16 protein-coding genes are annotated in these 18268 nt (G+C 53.6%); 8 read left to right on the forward strand and 8 right to left on the reverse strand.

Going from position 1 to position 18268, the window contains the following annotated elements:
• The first annotated feature begins 542 nt into the window (after nt 1–542).
• Both gltB and C0557_RS23275 read left to right on the forward strand, forming a co-directional pair.
• The gene (gene gltB, locus C0557_RS23270; RefSeq protein ID WP_208661528.1) at nt 543–5003 is read left to right on the forward strand and encodes a glutamate synthase large subunit; all 4461 of its coding nucleotides are present in this window, start codon (nt 543–545) and stop codon (nt 5001–5003) included.
• A gap of 9 nt (nt 5004–5012) precedes the next feature.
• Entirely contained in the window at nt 5013–6431 is a 1419-nt protein-coding gene (locus C0557_RS23275) for a glutamate synthase small subunit (RefSeq protein WP_074778602.1), read from the forward strand.
• Between the two features lie 89 nt (nt 6432–6520).
• Here the strand turns inward: C0557_RS23275 and sspB are convergent, their stop codons facing one another.
• The 5 genes from sspB to zapE all read right to left on the reverse strand — a co-directional run bounded on the left by sspB (nt 6521) and on the right by zapE (nt 10209).
• Nucleotides 6521–7024, reverse strand: coding sequence for a ClpXP protease specificity-enhancing factor (gene sspB, locus C0557_RS23280; RefSeq protein WP_208661529.1), 504 nt, complete (start codon nt 7022–7024; stop codon nt 6521–6523).
• A 4-nt stretch (nt 7025–7028) separates the two neighbouring features.
• Nucleotides 7029–7667 carry a stringent starvation protein SspA gene (sspA, locus tag C0557_RS23285; RefSeq protein ID WP_007369885.1) on the reverse strand — a complete coding sequence of 213 codons (639 nt, stop codon included), beginning with the start codon at nt 7665–7667 and terminating at the stop codon, nt 7029–7031.
• 312 nt (nt 7668–7979) lie between these two features.
• Nucleotides 7980–8372 carry a 30S ribosomal protein S9 gene (gene rpsI, locus C0557_RS23290; RefSeq protein ID WP_000829818.1) on the reverse strand — a complete coding sequence of 131 codons (393 nt, stop codon included), beginning with the start codon at nt 8370–8372 and terminating at the stop codon, nt 7980–7982.
• Nucleotides 8373–8387: 15 nt separating this feature from the next.
• Nucleotides 8388–8816, reverse strand: a complete 429-nt coding sequence (gene rplM / locus C0557_RS23295; protein ID WP_043956368.1) for a 50S ribosomal protein L13 — start codon at nt 8814–8816, stop codon at nt 8388–8390.
• 265 nt (nt 8817–9081) lie between these two features.
• Nucleotides 9082–10209 carry a cell division protein ZapE gene (gene zapE, locus C0557_RS23300; protein ID WP_208661531.1) on the reverse strand — a complete coding sequence of 376 codons (1128 nt, stop codon included), beginning with the start codon at nt 10207–10209 and terminating at the stop codon, nt 9082–9084.
• A gap of 190 nt (nt 10210–10399) precedes the next feature.
• On the opposite strand from zapE, the gene zapG reads away from it, so the two are divergent.
• From zapG to degS, 3 genes are all read left to right on the forward strand, one after another.
• On the forward strand, nt 10400–10798 hold the full coding sequence (zapG, locus tag C0557_RS23305) for a Z-ring associated protein ZapG (RefSeq protein ID WP_074778608.1): 399 nt from the start codon (nt 10400–10402) through the stop codon (nt 10796–10798).
• A 171-nt stretch (nt 10799–10969) separates the two neighbouring features.
• Complete coding sequence (gene degQ / locus C0557_RS23310; RefSeq protein WP_074778610.1) at nt 10970–12340, forward strand: serine endoprotease DegQ; 1371 nt, start codon at nt 10970–10972, stop codon at nt 12338–12340.
• Between the two features lie 87 nt (nt 12341–12427).
• Nucleotides 12428–13495: an outer membrane-stress sensor serine endopeptidase DegS gene (gene degS, locus C0557_RS23315; protein WP_007369880.1), complete on the forward strand. Its 1068-nt coding sequence runs from the start codon at nt 12428–12430 to the stop codon at nt 13493–13495.
• Nucleotides 13496–13549: 54 nt separating this feature from the next.
• Here the strand turns inward: degS and mdh are convergent, their stop codons facing one another.
• Nucleotides 13550–14488: a malate dehydrogenase gene (mdh, locus tag C0557_RS23320; RefSeq protein WP_043956365.1), complete on the reverse strand. Its 939-nt coding sequence runs from the start codon at nt 14486–14488 to the stop codon at nt 13550–13552.
• 408 nt (nt 14489–14896) lie between these two features.
• Between mdh and argR the strand changes: the two genes are divergently transcribed.
• The 3 genes from argR (at nt 14897) to yhcN (C0557_RS23335) (ending at nt 16371) form a co-directional block, all read left to right on the forward strand.
• Nucleotides 14897–15367 carry a transcriptional regulator ArgR gene (gene argR, locus C0557_RS23325; RefSeq protein ID WP_074778612.1) on the forward strand — a complete coding sequence of 157 codons (471 nt, stop codon included), beginning with the start codon at nt 14897–14899 and terminating at the stop codon, nt 15365–15367.
• A 378-nt stretch (nt 15368–15745) separates the two neighbouring features.
• The gene (gene yhcN, locus C0557_RS23330) at nt 15746–16009 is read left to right on the forward strand and encodes a peroxide/acid stress response protein YhcN (RefSeq protein WP_208661534.1); all 264 of its coding nucleotides are present in this window, start codon (nt 15746–15748) and stop codon (nt 16007–16009) included.
• Nucleotides 16010–16107: 98 nt separating this feature from the next.
• Nucleotides 16108–16371: a peroxide/acid stress response protein YhcN gene (gene yhcN / locus C0557_RS23335; protein WP_035887996.1), complete on the forward strand. Its 264-nt coding sequence runs from the start codon at nt 16108–16110 to the stop codon at nt 16369–16371.
• A 57-nt stretch (nt 16372–16428) separates the two neighbouring features.
• Here the strand turns inward: yhcN (C0557_RS23335) and C0557_RS23340 are convergent, their stop codons facing one another.
• On the reverse strand, nt 16429–16698 hold the full coding sequence (locus tag C0557_RS23340) for a hypothetical protein (protein WP_043956362.1): 270 nt from the start codon (nt 16696–16698) through the stop codon (nt 16429–16431).
• A gap of 46 nt (nt 16699–16744) precedes the next feature.
• Nucleotides 16745–18199 (reverse strand): NAD-dependent succinate-semialdehyde dehydrogenase, encoded by a 1455-nt coding sequence (locus tag C0557_RS23345; RefSeq protein WP_208661536.1) that lies wholly within the window; start codon nt 18197–18199, stop codon nt 16745–16747.
• Nucleotides 18200–18268 lie beyond the last annotated feature (69 nt).

An 18268-nucleotide genomic window follows, 5' to 3' on the forward strand; every position in this document is an offset into this window, starting at 1 on the left:
CACCTCAAAGGCGATTACTTTTCCTTATATTCCTGCCTTATTTTGCAGAAATACGCGCATAAGTGAAAAACAGTGACTTCATGCAACTCCCACCTGCACAGCAGAATAAAAATCTGCTGTTAAAGATACACTCAGGACAGAACATCAGAAACTACGCTTTGGTATAGTGAGTCAGATCACACTCCGCTACCGCTTGTCGTTGCGCTTTCTGAATGTAAAAAACATTAAATAAATATAAATATCAAATAGATAAACCATCTTTAGCACATTTTTGTATAAATAAGCTCGGCATTTGACCTGTGTACGGATTCCCGATAACTTGGGAATCCGCTGGAAGCTTTCTGGATGAGCAGTCTGCTCATCATATTTATGCAGTAATTGAGATTCCCTCTTAAGCAAGTCCTCAACACTTGTGTATCGATGCGAAAAGGAAATTAAAGAGGGCGACATGCGAGGCATATGCCCCGTCGCCATGCTCTTTTTGCGCCTGTGCGTATCGATCAACGGAGGGTGTCTCGTAGAGCCTGGGGAGGTTCACTGATATGTTGTACGATAAATCTCTCGAGAGAGATAACTGTGGTTTCGGCCTGATCGCCCACATAGAAGGCGAACCTAGCCACAAGGTAGTGCGTACCGCTATTCACGCACTGGCCCGAATGCAGCACCGTGGCGCAATCCTTGCCGATGGTAAAACCGGCGATGGTTGCGGCCTGCTGCTGCAAAAACCCGACCGTTTCTTCCGAATTGTGGCGGAAGAGCGCGGCTGGCGCTTAGCCAAAAATTATGCCGTGGGCATGCTGTTCCTGAATCAGGATCCAGAAAAAGCCAGCGCGTCGCGTCGCGTTGTTGAAGAAGAGCTGCAACAAGAAACCCTGTCGATCGTCGGCTGGCGCGATGTGCCAACCAACGAAGGGGTGCTCGGTGAAATCGCCCTCTCCTCGCTGCCTCGTATTGAACAAATTTTCGTGAACGCCCCCGCAGGCTGGCGCCCGCGCGATATGGAGCGTCGTCTGTTTATCGCTCGTCGCCGCATTGAAAAACGCCTGCAGGAAGATAAAGAGTTCTACGTTTGTAGCCTCTCCAATCTGGTGAACATCTATAAAGGTCTGTGTATGCCGGCGGATCTGCCGCGCTTTTACCTGGATCTGGCGGATCTGCGTCTGGAATCGGCCATTTGCCTGTTCCACCAGCGCTTCTCCACCAACACCGTACCACGCTGGCCGCTGGCGCAGCCGTTCCGCTACCTGGCGCACAACGGTGAAATCAACACCATTACCGGTAACCGTCAGTGGGCGCGCGCGCGTACCTACAAATTCAAAACGCCGTTGATCCCGGATCTTCATGATGCCGCGCCGTTCGTCAACGAAACCGGTTCTGACTCCAGTTCAATGGATAACATGCTCGAGCTGCTGCTGGCAGGCGGGATGGATATCGTGCGCGCCATGCGTTTGCTGGTACCGCCAGCCTGGCAGAACAACCCGGATATGGATCCGGACCTGCGTAGCTTCTTCGACTTTAACTCCATGCACATGGAACCGTGGGATGGCCCGGCGGGCATCGTGATGTCCGATGGTCGTTTCGCTGCCTGTAACCTCGATCGTAACGGTCTGCGCCCGGCGCGCTACGTCGTCACCAAAGACAAGCTGATTACCTGTGCTTCAGAAGTGGGGATCTGGGATTATCAGCCGGACGAAGTGGTCGAAAAAGGCCGTGTCGGCCCGGGCGAGCTGATGGTTATCGATACCCGCGACGGGCGCATTCTGCACTCGGCTGAAACTGATGACGATCTGAAAAGCCGCCACCCGTATAAAGAGTGGATGGCGAAAAACGTTCGCCGTCTGGTGCCGTTTGAAGATCTGCCTGACGAAGACGTCGGTACCCGCGAGATGGACGACGATCTGCTGGCAAGCTACCAGAAACAGTTTAACTACAGCTTTGAAGAGCTGGATTCGGTTATCCGCGTGCTGGGTGAAAATGGTCAGGAAGCGGTCGGCTCCATGGGCGATGACACCCCGTTTGCCGTGCTCTCCAGCCAGCCACGCATTATTTATGACTACTTCCGCCAGCAGTTCGCGCAGGTCACCAACCCGCCGATCGATCCGCTGCGTGAAGCCCACGTTATGTCGCTGGCGACCAGCATCGGTCGCGAAATGAATGTCTTCTGCGAAGCGGAAGGCCAGGCACATCGCCTGAGTTTCAAATCACCGATCCTGCTGTACTCCGATTTCAAGCAGCTGACGACGATGGAAGAGGAGCACTACCGCGCCGACACGCTGGACATCACCTTCGACGTGACCGAAACGTCGCTGGAAGAGACCGTCAAAGCGCTGTGCGATAAAGCAGAGCAGATGGTGCGTAACGGTACGGTATTGCTGGTGCTCTCTGACCGAAACATCGCCAAAAATCGCCTGCCGGTTCCGGCACCGATGGCGGTGGGCGCGATCCAGACCCGCCTGGTGGATAAGAGCCTGCGCTGCGATGCCAACATTATTGTTGAAACAGCGAGTGCCCGCGACCCGCACCACTTTGCGGTGCTGCTCGGCTTCGGCGCGACGGCCATCTACCCGTACCTGGCGTATGAAACGCTGGCGAAACTGGTCGACAACAATGCCATCGAGAAAAATTACCGTACAGTGATGCTGAACTACCGTAACGGCATCAATAAAGGGCTGTACAAGATCATGTCCAAAATGGGCATTTCGACGATCGCCTCATACCGCTGCTCAAAACTGTTTGAAGCCGTGGGCCTGCACGATGACGTTGCTGCGCTCTGCTTCCAGGGCGTTATCAGCCGTATCGGCGGCGCGGGCTTTAGCGACTTCCAGCAGGATCTGCTGAACCTCTCTAAACTGGCCTGGCTGGCGCGTAAACCGCTGTCGCAGGGCGGCCTGCTGAAATATGTCCACGGCGGCGAATACCACGCTTATAACCCGGATGTCGTGCGCACGCTGCAACAGGCAGTACAGAGCGGCGAGTACAGCGATTATCAGGAATATGCGAAGCTGGTTAACGAACGCCCGGCGGCTACGCTGCGCGATTTGCTGGCCATCACGCCGAACGGTGAAGCGGTTAGTCTGAAAGATGTGGAACCGGCGACCGAGCTGTTCAAACGCTTCGATACCGCAGCAATGTCTATCGGCGCGCTCAGCCCGGAGGCTCACGAAGCGCTGGCGGAAGCCATGAACAGCATCGGCGGCAACTCTAACTCCGGTGAAGGCGGTGAAGACCCTGCTCGTTACGGCACCAATAAAGTGTCGCGTATCAAGCAGGTTGCTTCTGGTCGCTTTGGCGTCACCCCGGCATACCTGGTGAATGCGGATGTCATTCAGATCAAAGTCGCCCAGGGGGCAAAACCGGGCGAAGGCGGTCAGTTACCGGGTGACAAAGTCACACCGTACATCGCCAAACTGCGCTACTCGGTGCCAGGCGTGACGCTGATCTCTCCGCCACCGCACCACGATATCTACTCTATCGAGGATTTAGCGCAGCTGATTTTCGACCTGAAGCAGGTCAACCCGAAAGCGATGATCTCCGTGAAGCTGGTTTCCGAACCGGGCGTCGGTACCATCGCTACCGGTGTGGCGAAAGCCTATGCCGACCTGATCACTATCGCTGGTTACGACGGTGGTACAGGCGCAAGCCCGCTCTCTTCGGTGAAATATGCCGGTTGTCCGTGGGAACTGGGGCTGGTGGAAACCCAGCAGGCGCTGGTCGCGAACGGTTTGCGTCACAAGATCCGTTTGCAGGTGGATGGCGGTCTGAAAACCGGGCAGGACATCATCAAAGCCGCCATTCTGGGTGCCGAAAGCTTTGGTTTCGGTACCGGGCCAATGGTCGCGCTGGGCTGTAAATACCTGCGAATTTGTCACCTGAACAACTGCGCAACCGGCGTAGCGACTCAGGATGACAAACTGCGTAAGAATCACTATCACGGTCTGCCGTTCAAAGTGACCAACTACTTTGAATTTATCGCCCGTGAAACCCGCGAGTTAATGGCGCAGCTGGGCGTGAAACGCCTGGTCGATCTGATTGGCCGCACCGACCTGCTGAAAGAGCTGGACGGTTTTACCGCCAAGCAGCAGAAACTGGATCTGGCGAAGCTGCTGGAAACCGCCGAGCCGCACCCAGGCAAAGCGCTGTACTGCACGGAAAACAACCCGCCGTTTGATAATGGCGTGCTGAACGCGCAGTTATTGCAGCAGGCGAAACCGTATGTCGATGAGAAGCAGAGCAAAACTTTCTGGTTCGATATCCGCAACACCGATCGTTCAGTGGGGGCTTTGCTGTCTGGATACATCGCGCAGTCTCACGGCGATCAGGGGCTGGCAGCCGATCCGATTAAGGCGCATTTCAGCGGCACCGCAGGCCAGAGCTTCGGCGTGTGGAACGCAGGCGGCGTTGAACTCTATCTGACCGGCGATGCCAACGACTATGTGGGTAAAGGTATGGCGGGCGGTTTGTTGGCGGTGCGTCCGCCGGTGGGTTCGGCCTTCCGTAGCCATGAAGCGAGCATTATCGGTAACACCTGCCTGTATGGCGCAACCGGCGGTCGTTTGTACGCGGCGGGCCGCGCAGGTGAGCGTTTTGCGGTGCGTAACTCCGGCGCCATCACGGTTGTAGAAGGCATCGGCGACAACGGCTGTGAATATATGACCGGCGGCATTGTTTGCGTGCTGGGTAAAACTGGCGTCAACTTTGGCGCAGGGATGACCGGCGGCTTTGCCTATGTACTGGATGAAGACGGTGAATTCCGTAAACGCGTTAACCCGGAGCTGGTGGAAGTGCTGAGCGTCGATGACCTCGCCATCCATGAAGAGCATTTGCGCGGTCTGATCACCGAGCATGTGCACCATACCGGTTCTCAGCGCGGCGAAGAGATCCTGGCGAACTGGCCGGCATTCTCGTCGAAATTCGCCCTGGTGAAACCGAAATCCAGCGATGTAAAAGCCCTGTTAGGTCACCGTAGTCGTAGCGCGGCAGAGTTGCGCGTGCAGGCGCAGTAAGGAATTGAGATGAGTCAGAACGTTTACCAATTTATCGACTTACAGCGTGTTGATCCGCCCAAGAAACCGGTCAAGCTGCGTAAAATTGAGTTTGTTGAAATCTACGAGCCCTTCTCTGAAGGGCAAGCGAAAGCGCAGGCCGATCGCTGTCTCTCCTGCGGTAACCCGTATTGCGAGTGGAAATGTCCGGTTCATAACTACATTCCTAACTGGCTGAAGCTGGCCAACGAAGGACGTATTTTTGAAGCAGCAGAGCTGTCGCACCAGACAAACACCCTCCCGGAAGTATGCGGACGCGTCTGCCCGCAGGACCGTCTTTGTGAAGGTTCCTGCACGCTGAACGATGAGTTTGGCGCGGTTACCATCGGCAACATCGAGCGCTATATCAACGATAAAGCGTTCGAGATGGGCTGGCGTCCCGATCTGACCGGCGTGAAGCAAACCGGTAAACGCGTGGCGATTATCGGTGCAGGTCCGGCAGGTCTGGCGTGTGCCGATGTGCTGACCCGCAACGGCGTAAAAGCCGTCGTCTTCGACCGTCATCCGGAAATCGGCGGCCTGCTGACCTTTGGTATTCCGGCCTTCAAGCTGGAGAAAGAGGTGATGACTCGCCGCCGTGAGATTTTTACCGGCATGGGTATTGAGTTCAAACTCAATACCGAAGTGGGTCGCGATGTGCAGATCGACGAACTGCTGAAAGATTACGACGCGGTGTTCCTCGGCGTCGGGACTTATCAGTCAATGCGCGGCGGGCTGGAGAATGAAGACGCTACGGGCGTATTCGATGCGCTGCCGTTCCTCATCGCTAATACACGTCAGATTATGGGCTTTGGCGAAACGCCAAATGAGCCGTATATCAGCATGGAAGGCAAACGTGTCGTGGTGCTTGGCGGTGGTGATACCGCGATGGACTGCGTGCGTACTTCCATTCGCCAGGGTGCAACGCACGTAATTTGTGCTTATCGCCGTGATGAAGAGAACATGCCGGGCTCCCGACGCGAAGTGAAAAACGCGCGTGAAGAAGGTGTGGAATTCCAGTTTAACGTGCAGCCGCTGGGTATTGAAATCAATGCCAACGGCAAAGTGTGCGGCGTGAAGATGGCTCGCACCGAAATGGGCGAGCCGGATGCAAAAGGCCGTCGCCGTGCGGAAATCGTTGCGGGTTCTGAACATGTGGTTCCGGCCGATGCCGTGGTAATGGCGTTTGGTTTCCGTCCGCACAGCATGGAGTGGCTGGCGAAGCACAGCGTTGAACTTGACGCTCAGGGTCGTGTTATCGCGCCGGAAGGCAGCGAAAATCCGTTCCAGACCAGCAACCCGAAAATCTTTGCTGGTGGCGACATTGTACGTGGATCCGATTTGGTGGTGACTGCGATTGCCGAAGGCCGTAAAGCGGCTGATGGCATCATGAACTACCTCGAAGTGTAATACCCATGTAGCGACCCAAAAGGAGGCTTCGGCCTCTTTTTTATTGGCGGATCGCGGATAGTAAAACAGGGCCATTCGGCCCTGTTTGATTACTTAACTACCCGCAACGACGGGCGTCCACCGCGCGGCGGCGGATCGTCATCAGGGTCGTTGTCCTGATCGTCAGCATGATCGGGTTTATCACCGTCGATAACCGACATCACCGTCTCGCCTTCCTGCTCTGAAGTCTCGAGGTCGTCATTCAGCATGGCGACATCTTCATCGTAGGCAGCTTCCGGTTCGAACATAGTGCCTGCGCCGTTTTCACGGGCGTAAATAGCCAGCACGGCCGCCATCGGCACAGCAACCTGACGCGGCACACCGCCGAAGCGCGCATTGAAACGCACCTCGTCGTTCGCCAGTTCCAGGTTACCTACCGCGCGCGGCGCGATGTTCAACACGATTTGACCGTCACGCGCATACTCCATCGGCACGCGAACATCCGGCAACGTCACATCAACAACCAGATGCGGCGTTAGCTGGTTATCCAGCAGCCATTCATAGAAAGCCCGCAGCAGATACGGACGGCGTGGAGACAGTTGTGACAAATCCATTCAATTAACCCCGGCCAAGGCGCATTTCGCGCTCGGCTTCAGTCAGAGAAGCCAGGAAGGAATCACGCTCAAATACGCGCGTCATATATCCTTTCAGCTCTTTGGCTCCTGCGCCGCTCAGCTCGATGCCCAGTACCGGTAAGCGCCACAGCAACGGTGCGAGGTAGCAGTCAACGAGGCTGAACTCGTCGTTCAGGAAGTAAGGTTTCTGGGTGAACAGCGGACCAATTGCCAGCAGCTCTTCACGCAGTTGTTTACGGGCAGCATCGGCCTGTGCGCCGCTGTTGTTCTGGATGATATTCATCAGGGAATACCAGTCCTTTTCAATGCGATGCATGTACAGGCGGCTTTCACCGCGCGCGACCGGGTAAACCGGCATTAGCGGCGGATGCGGAAAACGCTCGTCCAGATATTCCATAATGATACGTGATTCCCACAGGGTGAGTTCACGATCTACAAGTGTCGGTACGCTTTGATTCGGGTTGAGGTCAATCAGATCCTGAGGAGGATTATCCTTTTCCACGTGCTCAATTTCGAAGCTGACACCTTTTTCGGCCAGCACGATACGGACCTGATGGCTATAGATGTCCACAGGACCAGAAAACAGCGTCATTACCGAACGTTTGTTGGCAGCGACAGCCATGAAAACCTCCAGGTATATTCAAGAATTTACTGCTACCGGACTTACTCGACCGGTCAGATGTGAGTTACCTACCCGCCCGTACTGTCACTTTCGTTCAGGAAGCAAACAAAAAATGAACAATCCCAGCCATTTGGGCAGAAAATTGGATGATAGCTTACCAGATTTTGCGGGGTTTGTGGTGAGGGGATTCTGCAAATGCTGAAAAAGACGCAATAAATGATTGATTACTGTGGATAACACGTTTTTTATCCATAAAAAAACCCGGCTTGCACCGGGTTTTTTCGCCAATCGTTCTGCCGAAGCAGAAAGCAATTAACGTTTGGAGAACTGCGGACGACGACGTGCTTTGCGCAGACCGACTTTTTTACGTTCAACCTGACGAGCGTCACGAGTGACGAAGCCAGCTTTACGCAGTTCGGAACGCAGAGACTCATCGTACTCCATCAGAGCGCGGGTGATACCGTGACGGATCGCACCTGCCTGACCGGAGATACCACCACCTTTAACGGTGATGTACAGATCCAGTTTTTCAACCATGTCGACCAGTTCCAGCGGCTGACGAACTACCATGCGGGCAGTTTCACGACCGAAGTACTGTTCCAGAGAACGCTGGTTGATTACGATTTTACCGTTGCCCGGTTTGATAAACACGCGAGCGGCGGAGCTTTTGCGGCGACCAGTGCCGTAGTATTGATTTTCAGCCATTGCCTATAATCCCGATTAGATGTCAAGAACTTGCGGTTGCTGTGCCGCGTGGTTGTGCTCGTTACCCGCGTAAACTTTCAGTTTACGGTACATAGCACGACCCAGCGGGCCTTTTGGCAGCATGCCTTTAACCGCGATTTCAATCACACGCTCAGGACGGCGGGCAATCATCTCTTCAAAGGTCGCTTCTTTGATACCACCGATGTGGCCGGTGTGATGGTAGTACACTTTGTCAGAACGTTTGTTGCCGGTTACAGCAACTTTTTCTGCGTTCAGAACGATGATGTAATCACCAGTATCAACGTGCGGAGTGTATTCCGCTTTATGCTTACCGCGCAGGCGACGAGCCAGTTCGGTAGCCAGACGGCCCAGAGTTTTACCGGTCGCGTCAACAACATACCAGTCGCGTTTTACGGTTTCTGGTTTAGCTGTAAAAGTTTTCATTATAAAGCTTACCCAAATAATAAGTTACACGTTGGTGAACACCCAAACGCCTAAATACAAGTGAGGTTCACACGACATTGTCCAGTAAACCTACCCCTTCGGATATGTTTAGCCGGCACACAAGAGTTTCGGGAAAAAAACCTTGTAGTAACGTGGGGTCGCAGGATTATAGAGAAGTCGTGGGCAAAGATCGACCCCTTTTTGTGATTTGGCACGGCTTTTGTGCAAGGCGAATCCCTCTCCCTCCGGGAAAGGGAGTTACCGATTACGGCATATGCGCACGCTTGAGATATTCTTCGCTCTGCATCTCTTGCAGGCGGGACAAACAGCGCTGAAATTCAAATTTCAGCCGCTCGCCCTGATAAATCTCATGCAGCGGCGCGGTAGCACTCACCACCAGCTTCACGTGGCGCTCGTAAAACTCATCCACTAACGCAATAAAGCGTCGTGCTTCACTCTCCATCAGCGGCGTCATTACCGGCACATCGAATAACATTACGGTATGGAACAAGCGTGAGAGCGCGATGTAATCGTGCTGGCTGCGCGCATCGACGCAGAGCGTGGCAAACGACACCGCCAGCGTCTGGTTTTCCACACCCAGCGTTGGCAGCGCACGGTGATTAATCTCCAGCTGCGGCGCATGCTCACGCTTTGCGCCCGCCAGCGCTAACCACAATGCATCCATTTGCCGCGCGGTCTCGCTATCCAGCGGAGTCAGCCATAAGTGCGCCTGGGTTAATGTGCGCAGACGATAATCGACGCCTGCATCGACATTCATCACATCGCAAAACTGCTTGATGGCATCGATAGCAGGTAAAAAGCGCGAGCGCTGTAAGCCGTTGCGGTAGAGCTTATCCGGCGGAATATTCGACGTCGCCACCAGCGTAATACCACGGGCGAACAGCGCTTTCATTAACCCGCCCAGCAGCATGGCGTCGGTAATATCCGAAACGAAAAATTCATCGAAGCACAGCACATCGGTTTCAGCTTTGAAACGATCGGCAACAATTTCCAGCGGATCGCTATGCCCCTGAAGCGAGGTGAGTTCTTCGTGAACGCGCAGCATAAAACGGTGAAAGTGCAGACGTTGTTTACGCTCACCCGGCAGGCTCTGATAGAAGATGTCCATCAGCCAGGTTTTGCCACGGCCAACGCCGCCCCACATATAGAGGCCGCGCACCGGCGCGCTTTCACGCGGTTCACGTTTTCCCAGCAGTTTGCCAAACTTCGCCAGCAAACCACCGTTTGTCGGTGCACTGTTGTCGCTGCGGGTAATAAGTTCTTGATAGATATGTTCCAGCCGCTGAACGGCTTCTTTTTGCACATCATCAGGCTGATGGCTTCCCTCGTTGAGGGCGCTGTTGTATCGCGATGTCGGGGTAAGGCTTTGCATGGTGTTATTGTTGTTCCTTGAAAATCGATCCGCCCCCACAGGGTTGACGAAAAAAAGGCCGTTCTACACTACGCGATGATTTGTCAGGATTCCACTTCTACACCAGAAGCGGTTATAGTGGCACTATCAGGCGCAGGCAAGGAGCTTGCAGCCCACACCCTACGGAATCACACAATAACGGGAGAAGTACATGACCTGGGAATACGCGCTAATCGGGTTGGTTGTCGGCATTATCATTGGTGCCGTGGGTATGCGTTTCGGAAACCGTAAATTGCGCCAGCAACAGGCCTTGCAGTATGAACTGGAAAAAAACAAAGCGGAACTGGAAGAGTATCGCGAAGAGCTGGTGAGCCATTTTGCCCGCAGCGCGGAACTGCTGGATAACATGGCGCATGATTATCGCCAACTGTATCAGCACATGGCGAAAAGCTCGACCAGCCTGCTGCCGGAAATGTCCGCAGAAGAGAATCCGTTCCGCAACCGTCTGGCCGAATCTGAAGCCAGCAACGATCAGGCGCCGGTGCAGATCCCGCGTGATTATTCTGATGGCGCTTCCGGCCTACTGCGCGGCGGCGCAAGCCGTAAATAATCCCGCCCTGCCAACTGTTTTTTTCGGGCGCGTTCCCCGCGCCCACCCCATCTTCCGCATCACAGCTATTATTTAGTCATTCACCTCATTGTTACCCGGTTGAAATTTCAATAACATCAAACTGTTTTGGGGCGTCATTCCTTTCACTTCAGGTTACGAGAGCCAGCATCAATGAAGAAACCAACCCTGCTGTTGAGTGCATTTGCGTTAAGTGTCGGGTTAACTCTCTCGGCACCGTTTCAGGCGATGGCAGCAATGCCATCACAAGTGCCCGGTCAGGGCGCGTTGCCAAGCCTTGCGCCCGTGCTGGAAAAGGTATTGCCTGCAGTGGTTAGCGTGCAGGTAGAGGGGACGACACAAGGTCAGAAAGTTCCGGAAGAGCTTAAGAAGTTTTTCGGCGATGATGTACCGGATCAACCGCAGCAACCGCAACCTTTTGAAGGGCTGGGTTCCGGCGTGATCATTGACGCCGCAAAAGGCTACGTGCTGACAAACAACCACGTTATCAATCAGGCGCAAAAAATCAGCGTGCAGTTGAACGATGGTCGCGAGTTCGATGCCAAGCTGATCGGCAGTGATGATCAAAGCGATATTGCTCTGCTGCAATTACAGAACGCCAGCAACCTGACGCAAATTGCGATTGCCGACTCCGATAAACTGCGCGTTGGCGATTTTGTCGTTGCCGTCGGCAACCCGTTCGGCCTTGGGCAGACGGCCACTTCCGGTATTGTTTCCGCGCTGGGCCGCAGCGGCCTGAATCTGGAAGGGCTGGAAAACTTTATCCAGACGGATGCCTCCATCAACCGCGGTAACTCCGGCGGCGCGCTGCTTAACCTCAACGGCGAGCTTATCGGCATTAATACCGCTATCCTCGCACCGGGCGGCGGTAGCGTAGGAATTGGCTTCGCCATTCCGAGCAATATGGCGCAAACCCTCTCCAAACAATTGATTCAGTTTGGTGAGATCAAACGCGGTCTGTTGGGTATTAAAGGTACGGAAATGAGTGCGGATATCGCCAAAGCCTTTAATCTTAACGTTCAACGCGGCGCCTTTGTCAGCGAAGTGCTGCCTAACTCCGGTTCGGCAAAAGCCGGGATCAAATCCGGTGATGTTATCGTCAGTCTGAATGGTAAGCCGCTGAACAGCTTTGCCGAACTGCGTTCACGTATTGCCACGACAGAGCCAGGCGCGAAAGTGAAGCTCGGCCTGCTGCGCGATGGCAAGCCGCTGGATGTGGAAGTCACGCTGGATAAAAGTACCTCTTCATCCGCCAGCGCCGATCTGATTTCACCGTCATTGCAGGGTGCAGAACTGAGCGACAGCCAGCTCAAAGATGGTACCAAAGGCATCTCGGTAAATAATGTCGAAAAAGGCAGCGCCGCCGCGCAGGCCGGTCTGCATAAAGATGATGTGATCATTGGCATTAACCGTGAGCGCGTTCAGTCGATCGCTGAAATGCGTAAAGTGCTGGAAACGAAACCTTCGGTAATGGCGCTGCACATTGTGCGTGGCAACGACAGCATCTATCTGCTGCTGCGCTAAGTCCTTCACTCTCCGGACATCATCATGTGATGTCCGGAGAACTCATGTTATGCTGCTGCCGTTCTTCCTTTTAGCGATAATCCCATCATGTATGTGAAGATTTTACGTTCAGTTGCAATCGGTTTGGTTGTGGGTGGCCTGATCATCGTCGCCATGCCTTCGCTGCGCAAAAACATCCCACTTAGCGCTCCCCAGCTTGAAAGCGCTGACGAAACGCCGGCCAGCTATAACCCGGCAGTACGCCGCGCAGCGCCCGCGGTGGTCAACGTCTATAACCGCAGCCTGAATAGCTCCACTCATGATCGCCTGGAGATCCGTACACTTGGTTCCGGCGTGATTATGGATCAGCGTGGCTACATCATTACCAACAAGCACGTCATCAATGATGCGGACCAGATTATCGTTGCCCTACAGGATGGGCGGGTGTTTGAAGCACTGCTGGTTGGCTCGGATTCCCTGACCGACTTAGCGGTGCTGAAAATCAATGCAACCGGCGGTCTGCCGGTGATCCCCATCAATACAAAACGCACGCCGCATATCGGCGATGTGGTGCTGGCAATCGGTAACCCATACAACCTTGGTCAAACAACAACGCAGGGGATTATCAGCGCTACCGGGCGTATCGGCCTGAACCCGAGCGGGCGGCAGAACTTTTTACAGACCGATGCGTCCATCAACCATGGGAACTCCGGCGGCGCGCTGGTCAACTCGCTGGGCGAGCTGATGGGCATCAACACGTTGTCGTTTGATAAGAGCAACGACGGCGAAACACCGGAAGGCATCGGTTTTGCCATCCCTTTCCAGTTGGCCACCAAGATTATGGATAAGCTGATCCGCGATGGTCGGGTGATCCGGGGTTACATTGGTATCGGCGGGCGAGAAATTGCGCCGCTGCATTCACAAGGCGGCGGTATCGACCCAATTCAGGGGATTGTCGTTAACGAAGTGTCGCCTGGCGGTCCTGCCGCACGCGCCGGGATTCAGGTGAATGACGTCATCACCTCCGTCAATGGTAAAGCGGCCGTTTCCGCGCTTGAAACGATGGATCAGGTCGCCGAGATCCGCCCTGGTTCCGTCATTCCGGTTGAAGTGATGCGCGACGATAAGAAACTGACGCTGCAAGTTACCATCGAAGAGTATCCGGCAACTAACTGATTGCCATAAAAAAACCGGAGCACAGGCTCCGGTTTTTTTGGGGCAGCGATTGCGTTAGCGGTTAACGAAATCCACACCCAGTTGAATATCTTTTTTCAGCGTGTCCAGCATACCTTCCAGCGACTGTTGTTCATAAGCGCTAAGCTTGCCGATGGCATGACGCTCTTCAATGCCGTTTTTCCCCAGTAACAGCGGCTGTGAGAAGAAACGCGCATACTCGCCATCGCCTTCAACATAGGCGCATTCAACCACGCCTTTCTCGCCTTGCAGCGCGCGAACCAGCGACAAACCAAAACGCGCAGCGGCCTGCCCCATCGAGAGCGTAGCCGAACCGCCACCCGCCTTCGCTTCCACCACTTCAGTACCGGCATTCTGAATGCGTTTTGTCAGGTCTGCGACTTCCTGCTCACTAAAGCTGACGCCCGGTACCTGCGACAGCAGCGGCAGAATGGTTACGCCGGAATGCCCACCAATCACCGGCACTTCGATATCGCCCGGTGATTTATGTTTCAGTTCAGCAACAAAGGTATTGGAACGAATAATGTCCAGCGTGGTAACGCCAAACAGTTTGTTCTTGTCGTAGACGCCCGCTTTTTTCAGCACTTCCGCCGCAATGGCGACGGTGGTATTAACCGGGTTAGTAATGACACCAATACAGGCTTTCGGCGCGGTTTTCGCCACCTGGGTGACCAGGTTTTTCACAATGCCCGCGTTGACGTTAAACAGGTCGGAACGATCCATACCCGGTTTACGCGCCACGCCAGCGGAAATCAGTACGACATCGGCCCCTTCCAGCGCAGGAGTCGCATCATCGCCGGAGAAACCTTTAATGCTCACATCAGTTGGAATATGGCTGAGATCAACAGCAACCCCGGGGGTTACAGGAGCAATATCATAGAGAGAGAGTTCTGAACCAGAAGGCAGTTGTGTTTTCAGTAGTAGGGCTAGCGCCTGACCGATACCGCCGGCCGCGCCGAGGACTGCGACTTTCATCCTAAACTCCTTATTATGGTTAGCTAAATATCTTGTTACTCCGTTGCGGCGACCTTAATTCACCCTGATAATTATGGCAATGCATGCGCAAAAATTCTGCGGCATACTCCACTTTAAGATCTTATAAGAAGGTAAATACGTCGTCAGATCGGCAAACTAAGCAACTAACACTGAGAGTTTATAATATAGCTGCGATATCCACCAAAATAACATCAACTTTATAACATTTAATTTACTTTTTAATGTTATTTGCGACGTAAGGCACATGTGCCTGTCCTTCAGCGCAAGATTTGGTAAACTCCGCGCCTTTCAGCATACATTTCAGAATTTCCCACATGAGATTGTTTGCATAAAAATTCATTAATATGCATAATAATGTTGTTTTCACGGCCATATTACGGGTGACTTATGCGAAGCTCGGCAAAACAAGAAGAATTAGTTAAAGCGTTTAAGGCGCTTCTTAAAGAAGAGAAATTCAGTTCTCAGGGAGAAATTGTCCAGGCTTTACAAGAGGAAGGCTTCGACAATATCAATCAGTCTAAAGTCTCCCGCATGCTGACCAAATTCGGTGCGGTGCGTACGCGCAACGCAAAAATGGAGATGGTCTACTGCTTGCCGATTGAACTGGGCGTCCCGACAACCTCCAGCCCGCTGAAGAACCTGGTGCTGGATATCGACCACAACGATGCCGTGGTGGTGATTCACACCAGCCCGGGCGCTGCGCAGCTTATCGCGCGCCTGCTGGATTCCCTGGGTAAAGCGGAAGGTATCCTCGGCACCATTGCTGGCGACGATACGATTTTTACTACCCCGGCCAGAGGCTTCACCGTTAAAGATCTCTACGAAGCGATCCTCGTTTTGTTCGAACAGGAACTCTGATATCACTTTTCCCCCGCTTTGATTGCGGGGGAATGTTCTGCCTCTCCCCCTCTGCTCGCGACTTTTCACTCACATTAATTTAACAGTTAGTGCGATTTTCTGTTTCAACTCCCCGGTGCAGTGAATGCCATCGCACAAAAAATCAAATTCAAATATCTATATGATTTTCTTAGCTATCACCAATCATTTTTTAATCATATCCAGGTCTTTTATTCCTTATCGTTATAAAAAATGATTTCAATAAGGCTTAATTACCATAGAAATAATTAGCGTGGTATTAATTTTTTCAGTGACTAGTGTATACTTGATTTTGTGATGAGGGTCACGAAACAAGACCCCAATGAATTGAAGTAAAAGAATACGACGAGGTAAAGAATCATGAATATCAAATCAACTGTTGCAACACTCGGCATTCTCTCAGCACTGTCATTTGGCGCTTTTGCTGCCGATTCCATCAGCGCAGACCAGGCACAATCACGCCAGCCTATCGGTACCGTATCCGTAGGTGCTGTCGCCTCCTCTCCGATGGATATGCGTGCTGAACTGAACAAAAAAGCAGAAGAACAAGGTGCTTCTTCTTACCGCATTATCGAAGCACGTACCGGTGACAACTGGCACGCAACAGCCGAACTGTACAAATAAGTTTTACCGATAACCCTATGTCATCACTCAACGGCGCCAGGCACAAAAATAGCTGTTTAATCCTCCCTGCCGTTGAGACTCTCTTAAGGAGACAAACTATGAAACGCAATCTCATCATCGCATCCCTTGGCCTTGCATCCCTGATCTCTTTCGGCGCAAGCGCTGCAACGCTGGTTAACAGCGAACAGGCAAGCAACCTGCAACCTATGGGCAGTGTTTCTGTTTCACAGGTTGCTGGTGTACCGATGGATATTCGCCAGGAACTCTCCGCAAAAGCTGACCAGGCGGGCGCCAGCAGCTATCGCATCGTTGAAGCACGTACGGGTGACCACACCCACGTCACGGCAGAACTGTATAAATAAACCCTCGTCGTCTAGTCCGACGACTTGCCCCTGCCTGTCAGGGGCTTTTTTTTGCCTTCAGCGCACGTTAAAACGCAGCTCGCCTTCCAGCTCCTCTTCCGCTTCATCAAACAACAGGATCAATGCGCCAAAACGGCGGCGCTGTCGCTCCGGCAGATGAACAAACTCAATCTCCAGCGGTAAAGGTAATGCCCCCGCCATCACTGCATCCCACAGTGAATCAAGATCGTGAATTTTGTCGCTTCCCAGCTCGAACCGGCGCGAGAACTCGCGGTAGAACGCGCCCTGATCGTCGATGTTTTTAAAATCGAAAGTGTAGGTATTCATTATTTCCGCCACCAGCCCAACAGGGCGGCATCCGCCGCCCGACGCGTTATAATCCGCCGAGATGCAGGGTTTTCACCTCAAGGAACTCCTCCAGCCCCAGCACCGACCCTTCGCGACCCAGACCCGACTCTTTCACTCCACCGAACGGCCCCAGTTCGGTGGATACCGCACACTCGTTAATACCGATCATTCCGCTCTCAATGGCCTGCGAAACGCGGAATACCCGCTGCAAGTTTTGCGTATAGAAGTAAGCCGCCAGGCCAAACGGCGTCGCATTCGCGCGCTGGACGACTTCTTCTTCGCTGGTAAAGCGGAAACAGGCTGCCACCGGGCCAAATGTCTCTTCCTGCGCCAGCTTCATGCCATCGCTACAATCGCCCAGCACGGTTGGTTGCCAGAAGTTACCGCCAAGACTGTGCGCTTTACCGCCAGCCAGCACTTTAGCGCCTTTAGCCACCGCATCTTCCACATGCTCACGCACTTTCTCGACGGCGGCAGGCTCGATCAACGGCCCCACCACCACGCCCTCGTCCAGACCATTTCCCACTTTTAATGCGCTTACCGCCGTACTCAGCTTTTGTGTGAAAATGTCGTAGACAGACTCATGAATGTAGAAGCGGTTTACGCTGACGCAGACCTGACCGGCATTGCGGAATTTGTTCGCAATCGCCCCCTGAACGGCCGCATCGATGTCGGCATCTTCAAAGGCGATATACGGTGCGTTGCCCCCCAGTTCCATCGACACTTTTTTCATGGTTTCGGCGGCGTTGCGAACCAGCGTTTTCCCTACCGCAGTTGAGCCAGTGAAGGAGATCTTCCGCACCTCGTGGCTGGCCATAATCGCATCGCTGATTTCTGCCGTGTTACCGGCAACCGCATTGAGCACACCATCCGGTACGCCCGCTTTCTTCGCCAGCGCCAACAAGGCAAACGCGCTGAGCGGAGTATTGTTCGCCGGTTTGATAACGCCGGTACACCCTGCCGCCAGCGCTGGCCCCAGCTTGCGGGTCAGCATCGCCATCGGGAAGTTCCACGGCGTGATGGCAGCCACCACACCAACCGGTTCCCGGGTTGCCAGAATGCGCGAACCCGGCTTGATCGGTGGGATAATCTCACCGTTGGCGCGTTTTGCCTGCTCGGCAAACCACTGAATGAAGCTGGCGGCATACTCGACTTCCCCCTCAGCTTCTTTCAATGGTTTCCCCTGCTCGGTGGTCATTAAGCGCCCTAACCAGCTTTTATTTTCAATGATCAATTCATACCAGCGATAGAGGATGGCGGAACGCTCTTTCGCGGTTTTCGCCCGCCAGCCAGGAAAAGCCCGACTCGCCGCAGCAATGGCATCTTCGGTCTCTTTTTTTCCTGCTTTAGCGACGCTGGCGATGATTTCATCGGTGGCCGGATTCAGAACGTCAAATGTGGTGTCCAGGGATTTCCAGACGCCATCCACCAGATAGCCGGTCTGAAACAGTGGGTTGTCCTGCAATACCTGAGTTGTCATTTGCTCTCCCGATCGGTGTGTTATCAGTTCCCACCAAGTATAGCCATAAAAAAACCGACGCTTTTTGGC

It is taken from the genome of Kosakonia sp. MUSA4, from assembly GCF_013085925.1.
Lineage (GTDB): Bacteria > Pseudomonadota > Gammaproteobacteria > Enterobacterales > Enterobacteriaceae > Kosakonia > Kosakonia sacchari_B.